The 12142-nt window shown below is 58.0% G+C and carries 13 protein-coding genes; 4 read left to right on the top strand and 9 right to left on the bottom strand.

Going from position 1 to position 12142, the window contains the following annotated elements; genetic code table 11:
• The first annotated feature begins 276 nt into the window (after positions 1-276).
• The 4 genes from B3X29_RS09555 to B3X29_RS09540 all read left to right on the top strand — a co-directional run bounded on the left by B3X29_RS09555 (position 277) and on the right by B3X29_RS09540 (position 4905).
• On the top strand, positions 277-1821 hold the full coding sequence (locus B3X29_RS09555) for a PTS transporter subunit EIIC (protein ID WP_159340076.1): 1545 nt from the start codon (positions 277-279) through the stop codon (positions 1819-1821).
• Between the two features lie 11 nt (positions 1822-1832).
• The gene (locus B3X29_RS09550) at positions 1833-3200 is read left to right on the top strand and encodes a 6-phospho-alpha-glucosidase (RefSeq protein WP_290527484.1); all 1368 of its coding nucleotides are present in this window, start codon (positions 1833-1835) and stop codon (positions 3198-3200) included.
• 89 nt (positions 3201-3289) lie between these two features.
• Complete coding sequence (sseA, locus tag B3X29_RS09545) at positions 3290-4135, top strand: 3-mercaptopyruvate sulfurtransferase (protein WP_156655031.1); 846 nt, start codon at positions 3290-3292, stop codon at positions 4133-4135.
• Positions 4135-4905: a MurR/RpiR family transcriptional regulator gene (locus B3X29_RS09540; RefSeq protein WP_156239569.1), complete on the top strand. Its 771-nt coding sequence runs from the start codon at positions 4135-4137 to the stop codon at positions 4903-4905. The genes sseA and B3X29_RS09540 overlap by 1 nt, the downstream gene beginning before the upstream one ends.
• 17 nt (positions 4906-4922) lie before the next feature.
• Here B3X29_RS09540 and sseB read toward each other — a convergent pair whose 3' ends face one another.
• The 9 genes from sseB to iscS form a co-directional block, all read right to left on the bottom strand.
• Positions 4923-5699 (bottom strand): enhanced serine sensitivity protein SseB, encoded by a 777-nt coding sequence (gene sseB / locus B3X29_RS09535; RefSeq protein WP_103180718.1) that lies wholly within the window; start codon positions 5697-5699, stop codon positions 4923-4925.
• A 96-nt stretch (positions 5700-5795) separates the two neighbouring features.
• The gene (pepB, locus tag B3X29_RS09530; protein ID WP_103180719.1) at positions 5796-7082 is read right to left on the bottom strand and encodes an aminopeptidase PepB; all 1287 of its coding nucleotides are present in this window, start codon (positions 7080-7082) and stop codon (positions 5796-5798) included.
• Positions 7083-7140: 58 nt separating this feature from the next.
• On the bottom strand, positions 7141-7341 hold the full coding sequence (iscX, locus tag B3X29_RS09525) for a Fe-S cluster assembly protein IscX (RefSeq protein ID WP_032613119.1): 201 nt from the start codon (positions 7339-7341) through the stop codon (positions 7141-7143).
• 1 nt (position 7342) lies between these two features.
• Positions 7343-7678 carry an ISC system 2Fe-2S type ferredoxin gene (fdx, locus tag B3X29_RS09520; protein WP_039029728.1) on the bottom strand — a complete coding sequence of 112 codons (336 nt, stop codon included), beginning with the start codon at positions 7676-7678 and terminating at the stop codon, positions 7343-7345.
• Position 7679: 1 nt separating this feature from the next.
• Positions 7680-9530, bottom strand: coding sequence for a Fe-S protein assembly chaperone HscA (gene hscA / locus B3X29_RS09515; RefSeq protein WP_159340031.1), 1851 nt, complete (start codon positions 9528-9530; stop codon positions 7680-7682).
• A 14-nt stretch (positions 9531-9544) separates the two neighbouring features.
• Positions 9545-10060 carry a co-chaperone HscB gene (gene hscB, locus B3X29_RS09510; RefSeq protein WP_156655033.1) on the bottom strand — a complete coding sequence of 172 codons (516 nt, stop codon included), beginning with the start codon at positions 10058-10060 and terminating at the stop codon, positions 9545-9547.
• Positions 10061-10137: 77 nt separating this feature from the next.
• A complete protein-coding gene (iscA, locus tag B3X29_RS09505) occupies positions 10138-10461 on the bottom strand; it encodes an iron-sulfur cluster assembly protein IscA (protein ID WP_103180721.1) in 324 nt (107 codons plus the stop codon).
• 15 nt (positions 10462-10476) lie between these two features.
• The gene (gene iscU, locus B3X29_RS09500; RefSeq protein ID WP_004866383.1) at positions 10477-10863 is read right to left on the bottom strand and encodes a Fe-S cluster assembly scaffold IscU; all 387 of its coding nucleotides are present in this window, start codon (positions 10861-10863) and stop codon (positions 10477-10479) included.
• A 23-nt stretch (positions 10864-10886) separates the two neighbouring features.
• Positions 10887-12101, bottom strand: coding sequence for a cysteine desulfurase (iscS, locus tag B3X29_RS09495; protein ID WP_103180722.1), 1215 nt, complete (start codon positions 12099-12101; stop codon positions 10887-10889).
• Between the last annotated feature and the right edge of the window lie 41 nt (positions 12102-12142).

The raw sequence follows: 12142 nt of genomic DNA, 5'->3' as shown, positions 1-12142 counted from the left end.
CTGGCCTCTCGGGCCTGTTGGTCGTCGTCGGGGTAAGTATTATCCGCAAGTTTCATTAATACAAAAGCACTCAATCCAATTACGGACAGCACCTCGCAAAATAATTATCAGCATTAAAAATTCCGCTGCTACGGCGATCACAGCGCATAAGGTTACATGTAACCTTTAACGTCATTTGTTTTTAAAACAAGAAGATATATGGATAAACCGGCGTTCCCACTGCTAGTTTTACTCTCAGACGCACCTTGAGTGCGCGGTTCAATAAGAGAGAACATGATGAAACGAGCCGTGAACGCCCTACAAAATTTCGGAAAATCATTATACGGACCGGTACTTATCCTGCCGATTGTCGGTCTGTTTATTGCCTTTGGAAACGTGCTGGGTAACGGTGGTCTTGCCGGCTATCTGCCATTCCTCGGCCATCCACTGATCCAGAGTATTGGCCAGCTGATCGCCAAATCCGCCGTCTCGGTGCTGGTTAACCTCGCGCTGGTGTTCGCCGTGGGGATTCCCATTGGTCTGGCAACACGTGACAAAGGTTACGCGGCGCTGATTGGTCTGATGACCTTTGTGGTGTTTATCAACGCCATGAACGTCACGCTGCAACTGCAGGGCGCGCTGGCCCCTGCGGAGCAGATGAAAGCCGCCGGACAGAGCATGGTGCTGGGGGTACAGGTGCTGGAGATGGGCGTGTTCGCCGGGATCCTCACCGGGGCGCTGTCGGGCTACCTGTATAACAAATACTCCGGGGTGCAGTTTAACGGCGCCATGGCAATCTACTCCGGCCACTGCTTTGTCGCCATTATTATGCTGCCGGTCTCAATGCTGCTGGGGGTGGTGATGAGCGAGCTGTGGCCGTTTGCCCAGCACGGGATCAGCACGATGGCCTTAGCAATAAAAGGTTCCGGACCGTTTGGGGTGGCGATTTACGGCTTCCTTGAGCGCATCCTGGTGCCGACCGGCCTGCACCATCTGGTTTATACCCCCTTCCTCTATACCGAACTGGGCGGTACCCAGGAGGTCTGCGGCGCTACCTACCAGGGCGCGCGTAATATCTACTTCGCCGAGATGGCCTGCCCGGATGTGAAGCAGCTCAGCAGCACCGTGGTCTGGGATGCTCGCGGTATCAGCAAGATGTTTGGCCTGCCTGCCGCCGCGCTGGCGATGTATGTCACCGCGAAACCGGAGCGTAAAGCCGCGGCGAAAGCGATTCTGATCCCGGCGGCGCTCACCTCGTTGCTGGTGGGCGTGACCGAACCCATTGAGTTCTCCTTCCTGTTTGTCGCCCCGCTGCTGTTTGTGGTGCATGCGGTGCTGACCGGGATTGGCATGATGCTCTTCTCCCTGTTCGGCGTTCACGCCATCGGCGCCAATGGCATCATCGATTTTATTCTCTATAACCTGCCGCTGGGCACGGAGAAGTCTAACTGGCCGATGTACATCGTGGTCGGGCTGATCATGTTCACCGTCTACTTCGTTGTCTTCCGCTTCCTGATCCTGCATTTCCGCATGAAAACGCCGGGACGCGAGGAGGAAGATCAGGAGACCCGTCTGTACAGCAAGCAGGAGTATCAGGCGAAGGGCAGCAATAATGGCCTGGGCGAGGCGATTGTGGTCGGCCTCGGCGGACGTGAAAACATCGAGGTAGTGGACAACTGCTACACCCGCCTGCGCGTCACGGTGAAAGATGTCGCCGTCATCGACGAGCCGCGGCTCAAGGCGACGGGCGCGAAAGGCATTATCAAACAAGGTAACAACGTTCAGGTGGTCTACGGGCTGCATGTCAAAAAAATGCGAGAAGCGGTCGAGACGGTTCTCTGAAGGAGATAAACATGATTACACCCCCATTCATTCTCTCTATCGCCGGTGGTGGCAGCACCTATACGCCAGGAATTGTGAAAAGCCTGATGGTGCAGCTGGACAAATTCCCGCTGGCGGAAATTCGCCTCTACGACATCGACGCCGCGCGGCAGGATACCATCGCGCCGGTGGTGGAGAAGGTGATTCGCGATCACAGTCAGAGCATCAAATTCACCGTCACCAGCGACCCGGAAGTGGCCTTCAGCGGTGCCCATTTCATCTTCGCCCAGATGCGCGTGGGTCAGTACAAAATGCGCGAGCAGGATGAGAAGATCCCGCTGCGTCACGGCGTGGTTGGCCAGGAGACCTGCGGCCCGGGCGGGCTGGCGTATGGCTTACGCACGATCCTGCCGATGGTTGAACTGATCGACATGGTCGAGCGCTATGCGCATGAAAAAGCGTGGATCGTTAACTACTCCAACCCGGCGGCCATCGTCGCAGAGGGTGTGCGCCGCCTGCGACCTGACGCCCGGGTGCTGAACATCTGCGATATGCCGGTCGCGGCGATGCGCAATATGGGGGCCATTCTGGGCGTGGATCGTCACAAGCTGGAGGTGGATTACTTCGGTCTGAACCACTTCGGCTGGTTTACCCGCGTGCTGGTGGATGGCGAGGACAAACTGCCGGAGCTGCGCCGCCATGTCGCCAGATTTGGCCTGCTGACGGAAGATGCGGCTAAAACCGACCCGCAGCACTCCGATCCATCCTGGGTGAAAACCTGGCGCAACATCAAGCCGATCATGGATAACTTCCCGGAGTATCTGCCGAACCCCTATCTGCAGTACTACCTGATGCCAAACCAGATCGTGGAGCACCAGAACCCGGACTATACCCGCGCCAACGAAGTGATGAACGGTCGCGAGAAAAAGCTGTTTGCGGCTGCGGAAGAGTATAAACAGACCGGGATCCTGCCGGATGCGTTCCACGTGGGGGTACACGGCGAGTTTATCGTGGATGTGGCCCGCTCGCTGGCGTTCAACCTGCGTCAGCGCCATCTGGTGATGGTAGAAAACCGCGGGGCGATTACTAATCTGCCGTATGACGCCATGGTTGAAGTGCCGGCCTATATCACAAGCGAAGGGCCAGAGCCGATCCGCATCGGCCAGGTGCCGCTGTTCCACCAGACCCTGCTGCAACAACAGCTGGCCTCGGAGCAGCTGCTGGTAGAGGCCACCATCGAAGGCAGCTACGAGAAAGCGTTGCAGGCGTTCACCCTGAACCGCACCGTGCCAACCATGGAGCATGCCAAAGCCATTCTGGACGAGATGATCGAAGCTAACCGTGAATACTGGCCTGCATTGCAGAAAGCGTGGCAGGACGGAGAAGCGGTGAAAAAATAAGGGCTTGCTCGCGAGTTGAACGTGGTTCCCTTGTCGGTGTCAGAAAAAACACCGACAATCCATTATTGGATTCATTTATGGAGGCAACCATGTCCACCTCATATTTTGTCGCAGCCGACTGGCTGATTGAGCACAGTGACGATCCTGAAGTCCAGATCCTCGACGCGCGCATGGCGCCGCCGGGGCAGGAGCATCGTGACGTTCCCGCGGAATACCGCGCCGGGCATCTGCCGGGGGCGGTATTTTTTGATATTGAAGCCCTCTCCGATCACACCTCTCCCCTGCCGCACATGATGCCGCGCCCGGAAGCGTTTGCGGTCGCCATGCGCGAGCTGGGCGTCAGCCACGATAAGCATCTGGTGATTTATGATGAAGGGAATCTCTTCTCCGCACCACGGGCGTGGTGGATGCTGAAAACCTTCGGCGTGGAAAAAGTGTCGATTCTGGCGGGCGGGCTTGCGGGCTGGCAGCGGGCGGAGCTCCCGCTCCAGCAGGGCGATGTTTCCCTGCCGGACAGCGATTTTGAAGCCACCTTCGACGCCGGGGCGATCAAGCGCGTCACCGACGTGCTGCTGGCGAGCCACGAACAGACCGTACAGATTGTCGATGCCCGCCCTGCCCCGCGCTTTAACGCCGAGGCCGACGAGCCGCGCCCTGGCCTTAAGCGCGGCCATATCCCAGGCGCACGTAACGTGCCCTGGGGCGATCTGGTGTTTGAAGGCGAGCTGAAAACCACCGATGAGCTGCGTGAGATTTTTGCCCGTCAGGGTGTGGATCTGCATCAGCCCATCGTCACCAGCTGCGGCTCGGGCGTCACCGCCTGTGTGGTGATCCTGGCGCTGGCTACCCTCGGCAAAACCGACGTGACGCTCTACGACGGGGCGTGGAGTGAATGGGGTGCCCGGGACGATCTGCCGGTTGAACCGGCGCAGTAATGGATAACCGCCTGGCGACATTGTTATCGCGCGGGGAGACCCTGACCCGCGCGGAATATCGCGTGCTGGCCCATCTGACCGGGCATCCACTGCTGGTGGGTCAGATCACGGTGCGGGAGCTGGCGCAGGCGACCTTTGTCTCTACCGCCACCATTATGCGCCTCTGCCGCAAGCTGGGGTTTAGCGGCTTTAGCGAGTTCATCTGGCACTGCAAGCAGCTATTGAGCGACACGCCGCACATTGCCGCCGAAAGCCGTCAGCCTGCGGAGTTGCCCGCGCTGTTCAATCAGTTTATCGCCAACTATCAGCAGACCTTTCAGTGGGCGACGGCGCAAAAGCGCCACTATTTTGCCGAACTGCTGCGGGAAAAAGAGAGCTTCTTTCTCTACGGGGCGGGCTTTTCCTATCTTTTTGCCGAGTACCTGACCAAAAAATTGCAGGTGCTGGGCAAGACGGCCTTTATCTCCGGCCCGGGCGACAGCCGTAATATCTTTCTCAGCAACGCCTCGCGCTATCAGGTCTTCATCGCAGTCTCGCGCAGCGGGGAAACGGAACAGGTTCTGGATAAGGCGCGCATTGCGCAAAACGTGGGGATGACGGTGGTGGCTTTTACCCGCGCGTCGGCGAATAGCCTGGCGGGGATGGCGGATCTGCATTTTGCTTTGTACGACGAAGCGGTGCATTTCGCCGCCGAAGCCGCAGGGGTGACCTCGTTTGAGTCGAACCTGGTGCTGCTGATGGATTTACTGCTGCTGGAAGCAACGGGGTGAGTGCCACCCCGTAAGATTCAGATAATGCGGTTGTTTTTGAAATCGCGCAGGAAGCCACCCCAGCGGCGCTCATAGAACGGCGTGATGTGCTCGGTGATAAAGTGGCTGATGCCCTTCTCCCCCGCCACTACCCGGCAGATATCGATCGGCTCGTCGCCCGGCAGGGTGTCGGTCGCCACGCTGCCCGCGGCCTGAATGATGTCGTCGATCTCGCCATCCGCCTCGATACCAATCAGCAGTACCGGCTGTTCGTCAGCCTGCTCTTTGATGGAGCAGAGAAACGCGCGCTTAACCGGCTTGAGGGTCTGGAAAAGGGTGGTCAGGGAGTCGATCATCTGCGCCGGTGGCTCGGCCACTTCCGACAGCAGCAGCGACTCGCCGCCCTCCAGCACCTCCTGGGTGCTAAGCGGGTTGCCCTCTTCGCCAATCAGATGGCTGATTTCACGCGGGGTGAACTCTTTCCCGGTCGGCAGTTTGGCATTCAGAAACAGGGTTTCGCCCAGCGTCATCTCAAACAGGGTGCGCACCGGCATCACCACGAACGCCTGCTCATCTTCAACGGCTTGTTGTAAGGCCTCAAGGGAGGAGAAGAACGGGATCACCGAGGTGCCGTCGTCTTTTTCCCAGTGCAGCAGATCCAGGGCGCTGTCCTCAACAACCTGCTCGCCTTCCGCCGCCGTACCGGGCACCCAGACGGTGGACTCCAGCAGCGCGCGGAAGAATGCCGGACGATGGGCGGGCTCGGTGGCCGCTTTCTCCAGCAGGGTTTCTAATTCGTTTTTGGTTTCTGACATAGTTTCACTACTTTAAAAAACGCCGGGTGGCGCTTTGCTTACCCGGCCTACAACACCCGTAGGCCCGTGCAAGCGCAGCGCCGCCGGGCAAGCTAATTACTCTGCCGTCAGCAGGTTCGCAATGGTACGCACGCCCAGACCGGTCGCACCCGCGGACCACTGTTCAACCGCCGCTTTACGGTAGGTCGCGGAGCAGTCGATGTGCAGCCAGCCTTCGCGATAGTTCTCGACAAAGTGCGACAGGAAACCGGCGGCGGTGCTTGCCCCTGCCGGATAGGCCGCGCTGGCGGTATTGTTCAGTTCGGCAAAGTTCGACGGCAGCTGGCTGCGGTGGAACTCGGCCAGCGGCAGACGCCAGAACGGCTCGTTCTCGGCGGCGGCGCTCGCCAGCAGGCGGTTTGCCAGCTTATCGTCGAAGCTGAACAGCGCATGGTAGTCGTTGCCCAGCGCGGTTTTCGCCGCCCCGGTCAGGGTCGCCATGTCGATAATCAGCTCTGGTTTTTGCGCCGAGGCATCGATCAGCCCATCCGCCAGCACCAGACGGCCTTCGGCGTCGGTGTTCATCACTTCAACGTTTTTGCCGTTGCGGTAGCGAATGATGTCGCCGAGCTTGAAGGCGTTACCGCTGACCATGTTGTCGGCGCAGCAGAGCCAGAGCTTCACGCGTTTGTTCAGGCCGCGGGTGATGGCAAAGGCCAGCGCACCGGTGATGGTCGCCGCGCCGCCCATGTCGGACTTCATGGAGTCCATGAACGCGCTCTGCTTCAGGCTATAGCCGCCGGTGTCAAAGGTAATGCCCTTCCCGACCAGGCAGGCGAATACCGGGGCCGCTTTATCGCCGGTTGGGTTGTAGTCCAGCGCCAGCAGCACCGGCGGGCGCTCAGAGCCGCGACCCACGGTGTGGATGCCCATATAGTTCTGCTCGCGCAGATCTTCGCCTTTGGTGATGCGGTAAGAGACGTTGTCGCCCGCCACCTTGCTCAGCAGATCGACAGCACGCTGCGCCAGCTGCTCCGGACCCAGCTCTTCCGCCGGGGCGTTGATGGTGTCGCGCACCCAGTCGATAATGGTCAGACGGCTTTCCAGCTCGCGCTTGCCGGCTTCGTCCAGATTAGCCCACTCAATTTTACGGCTGCCTTTTGGCCCTTTATAACCGGCCCAGAAGGCCCAGCTGCGATCGGTGTCCCAGCCTTCGCCGTCGAGTAACACATGTTTAATGCCCAGGCCGTCAATTTTACGCGCCGCGCGCTGGATCAGGCCTAAATCGTCGCTGCCGTTCAGGTGCAGGGTAATACCGTCGTTGTTGATGCTGTAAGTGGCTTTTTCACCCCAGCGCGCATCGGCAGGCTGAGTAGAGAGCGTAATCTTCATCGCTTCGGTCATTTTATTTTTCCTTATTAGCAACAAGCAAACGGGCCGCCTGAAGGCAGCCCGTTACGTTTTATTCTGCTTCGTCCAGCCAGACTAACAGAATCGCCTCCAGAATTTTTTCATTGGATGCGTTGGGATCGTCGTCAAACTCTTCCAGATCGCAAATCCACTGATGCATATCGGTGAAGCGTACGGTCTTCGGATCGAGATCCGGGTTGGCGTCGTACAGCGCCTCGCCGATTTCACGGCTGTCTGTCCACTTCAGTCCCATATTAATGCTCGCGTGCGTGGTTAAGCGTATAACGCGGAAGTTCGACCACCAGATCTTCATCGGTGACGCGCGCCTGACAGCTCAGACGGCTTTCCGGCTCCAGACCCCATGCTTTATCCAGCATGTCGTCTTCATCTTCTGTGCTCTCCGCAAGAGAGTCAAACCCCTCGCGGACGATGCAGTGGCAGGTTGTGCAGGCACAGGATTTTTCACAGGCGTGTTCCACTTCAATACCGTTACGCAGGGCAACGTTAAGGATGGTTTCGCCGGTCTCAGCTTCCAGAACTGCGCCATCCGGACAGAGGTCCGCATGTGGCAGAAAAACAATCTTTGGCATATTAAACCTCGTCCACGGAGTGGCCTTTCAGCGCGGTACGGACAGACTGGTCCATACGACGAGCGGCAAACTCCTGGGTTTGTTTATCAACGTTTTTAATCGCTTGTTCTATGGCGTCAGCATCATTGCCTTCGGCCACCGCAATCAACTGTGCGACGGCATCGTCAATGGCCTGACGTTCAGCGGCGCTTAGCAGCGCGGCATCAGCAGTGAGTGCGCTGTTCAGGCTTTCCAGCACGCGTGCGGCTTCGACTTTCTGTTCGGCCAGCATACGCGCCTTCACATCCTGCTCAGCAAAACTCATTGAGTCCTGAATCATGGTGGCGATCTCATTATCGGTCAGACCGTAGGACGGTTTCACCTGAATGGAGGATTCGACACCGGTCGATTTTTCCATCGCCGTGACGCTCAGCAGGCCGTCCGCATCCACCTGGAAGGTCACGCGGATGTGCGCCCCGCCTGCAGGCAGCGCCGGAATGCCGCGCAGGGCGAAACGCGCCAGCGAACGGCAGTCCTGAACCAGCTCGCGCTCACCCTGCAGCACGTGGATCGACATTGCAGTCTGGCCATCCTTAAAGGTGGTGAACTCCTGCGCGCGGGCCACCGGAATGGTGGTGTTACGCGGGATCACTTTCTCCACCAGGCCGCCCATGGTTTCTAACCCGAGGGAGAGCGGGATGACATCCAGCAGCAGCATTTCGCTGTCCGGCTTGTTGCCGACCAGAATATCGGCCTGGATAGCGGCGCCGATAGCGACCACTTTATCCGGATCGATAGAGGTTAATGGCGTGCGGCCAAAGAACTCGCCCACGCGCTCACGCACCAGCGGCACACGGGTTGAACCGCCGACCATCACCACCTCCAGCACCTCTTCGGCTTCCACGCCCGCATCTTTCAGCGCGCGGCGGCAGGCCAGCAGGGTGCGTTTCACCAGCGGGGCAATCAGTTCATTGAACTGCTCGCGGCTGATGTCGCCTTTCCAGCCCGCCACCTCAACGGTCACGGAGGAGGCATCGCTGAGGGCGATTTTGGCGGCAATGGCCGCATCCAGCAGCTCGCGCTGGACGCGCAGGTCGCTGCGATCGGCAATCCCCGCCTGCTCGCGGATGTGATCCGCCAGCAGATGGTCGAAGTCGTCACCGCCGAGGGCAGAGTCGCCGCCGGTCGCCAGCACTTCAAACACCCCGCGGCTCAGGCGCAGGATGGAGATATCAAAAGTCCCGCCGCCGAGATCGAATACTGCGATCACCCCTTCCTGGCCGGAGTCGAGACCATAGGCAATGGCGGCCGCGGTCGGCTCGTTGAGCAGACGCAGCACATGCAGGCCCGCCAGACGCGCGGCATCTTTGGTGCCCTGACGCTGGGCGTCATCGAAATAGGCCGGCACGGTGATCACCACGCCATCCAGCTCGCCTGAAAGGGTCGCGGTGGCGCGGGCGGCCAGCGCCTTGAGGATATCGGCAGAGACGCGGATCGGGTTCATTAACCCTGCGGCAGTGGCGATCATCGGCAGGCCATTTTCACTTGCCTGCAGCTGATACGGTAGATGGGGATAACGGTTCTGGATATCCGCCAGCGAGCGGCCCATCATGCGTTTTACCGAGCTGATGGTGTTGGCAGGATCCTGCGCGGCATTGGCGCGGGCATCGAAGCCCACGCTGTGGCCCTGAGGCTGATAGTGGACCACAGAAGGCAACAGATGTTGACCCTGCGCATCCGCCAGCGTCTCAGCCTGGCCGCTGCGCACGGTCGCCACCAGCGAGTTTGTGGTGCCTAAGTCGATGCCCACCGCCAGACGACGCTGGTGCGGTGCGGCACTTAAACCAGGCTCACTAATTTGTAATAAGGCCATAATCGCTTCCGAAATTAAAAATCGAGCAGCTTTTCTTCGAGTTGTTCAGCACTGCTTCGCAGTTTATCGAGAAAACGCAGCTTGCGAACGCTGTCCGCTGCCACATCCCACGTCTCGTTATTCAATTGGTTAACCATCTGCTGATGGCGGGTATCGAACATCCCTTTTACGCGCTTGATAAAGCGCTCCAGACGGGCTTCGTCTTTGGCCTGTTCAATCTCATCCAGCTCTTCACGCAGCTCCAGCTGTTCCATCAGGAACGCGGTGTCGCGGACGGTGTGTTGCTCACTGGAGAGATCAAACCCGTGGCGCGAAAGCAGATATTCTGCCCGGCTCAGCGGATTGCGCAGGGTTTGCCACGCCTGATTGATGGTCGCAGAGTGCTGCACCGCCGCCAGTTGTTCCGCCTGCGTGCCGCTGGCGAATTTATCCGGGTGATACTGACGTTGCAGATCCTGGAAACGGGCCGCCAGCGCCTGAGTATCAATTTCATACCCGGCTGGTAACCCAAAGAGGGTGAAGTAATCCATAACAATCTCAGGGTTAGCTGATTAAAGCAAACCCCACACACAGCCTGGCTGCGGTGGGGTTAACAGGTGATGCGCAATTATACGTGGAAGCTTTCGCCGCAGCCGCACTCGTCTTTCACGTTCGGGTTGGTGAACTTAAACCCTTCGTTAAGACCTTCTTTAACAAAGTCCAGCTGAGTGCCGTTCAGGAACTGCAGGCTTTTACCATCGACCACCACCTTCACGCCTTTGTCTTCGAACACGGTGTCTTCCGCCGCAGGTTCGTCAACAAATTCCAGTACATACGCCATACCGGAACAACCGGAGGTGCGTACACCCAGTCGGAGGCCAAAGCCTTTGCCACGGTTTGCCAGGAAGGCGCTTACTCGCGCGGCAGCGCTGTCGCTAAGGGTAATCGACATAACAACCTCAACTAATTATTTTGCTTCACGTTTGCTTTTGTAATCCGCAATTGCGGCTTTGATCGCATCTTCCGCCAGGATAGAGCAGTGAATTTTCACCGGCGGCAGTTCGAGTTCGTCAGCAATATCGGTATTTTTAATCGCCTGCGCTTCGTCCAGAGACTTGCCTTTCACCCACTCGGTAACCAGGGAGCTCGACGCGATTGCGGAACCGCAACCGTAGGTCTTGAAGCGCGCGTCTTCAATGATACCTTCATTGTTGACTTTAATCTGCAACTTCATCACGTCGCCACACGCTGGTGCACCCACCATGCCGCTGCCCACGCTGTCGTCGCTGTTGTCGAAGGAGCCCACGTTACGTGGATTCTCGTAATGATCGATAACTTTTTCGCTGTATGCCATGCTGAATTCTCCTTACAAACCGATTAGTGATGTGACCATTCAATGCTGTTCAGATCCACGCCTTCTTTGTACATTTCCCACAGTGGAGAAAGATCACGCAGACGGCCAATGGAGTTGCGAACCAGTTGGATGGTGTAGTCAATCTCTTCATCGGTAGTAAAACGACCTAAAGAGAAGCGGATAGAGCTGTGTGCCAGTTCGTCGGTCATGCCCAGCGCACGCAGTACGTAGGACGGCTCCAGGCTTGCGGAAGTACACGCAGAACCGGAAGAGACGGCCAGGTCTTTCAGCGCCATGATCAGCGACTCGCCTTCAACATAGTTGAAGCTGACGTTGAGGATATTTGGTGCGCCCTGCTCGAGATCGCCGTTCAGGTAGACCTCTTCCATATCCTTCACGCCTTCCCACAGACGGTTGCGCAGCGTACGCAGGCGCGCCATCTCGGTTTCCATCTCTTCTTTGGCGATACGGTAAGCTTCACCCATGCCCACGATCTGGTGAACAGGCAGCGTACCGGAACGCATGCCGCGCTCGTGACCACCGCCGTGCATCTGGGATTCGATGCGGATACGTGGCTTACGACGCACGTACAGCGCGCCGATACCTTTCGGGCCGTAGATTTTATGGCCGGAGAAGGACATCAGGTCCACTTTCAGCTGGCTCAGATCGATAGGCAGTTTGCCCACGCTCTGGGTCGCATCCACGTGATAGATAATGCCGCGCGCACGGCACAGCTCGCCGATTGTCGCGATATCCTGCACCACGCCGATTTCGTTGTTAACGTGCATGATGGAGACCAGAATGGTGTCGTCACGCATTGCCGCTTCGAGCTCTTTCAGGTCGATGATACCGTTGCGCTGCGGGGCGAGGTAGGTTACTTCAAATCCTTCACGCTCCAGCTGACGGCAGGTATCCAGCACGGCTTTGTGTTCAGTTTTGCTGGTGATGATGTGCTTGCCTTTTTTCTGGTAGAAATTAGCGGCACCTTTAATCGCCAGGTTATCGGATTCGGTTGCGCCAGAGGTGAAAACAATTTCACGCGGGTCGGCACCAACCAGCTCGGCAATCTGGTTACGGGCGATATCTACCGCCTCTTCAGCATGCCAGCCAAAACGGTGTGAACGGGAAGCTGGGTTACCAAAGTTTCCGTCCAGGGTCAGACACTGCATCATTTTCTCGGCAACACGCGGGTCCACCGGCGTGGTTGCGGAGTAGTCGAGATAAATCGGTAATTTCATTGCTCTATAAACTCCGTACATCGCTTCAATGCAAGGAATCA

The organism is Leclercia sp. UBA5076, assembly GCF_002416465.1.
In the GTDB taxonomy this organism is placed as follows: Bacteria; Pseudomonadota; Gammaproteobacteria; order Enterobacterales; family Enterobacteriaceae; genus Enterobacter.
This window is presented reverse-complemented; position numbering and strand designations above follow the sequence as displayed.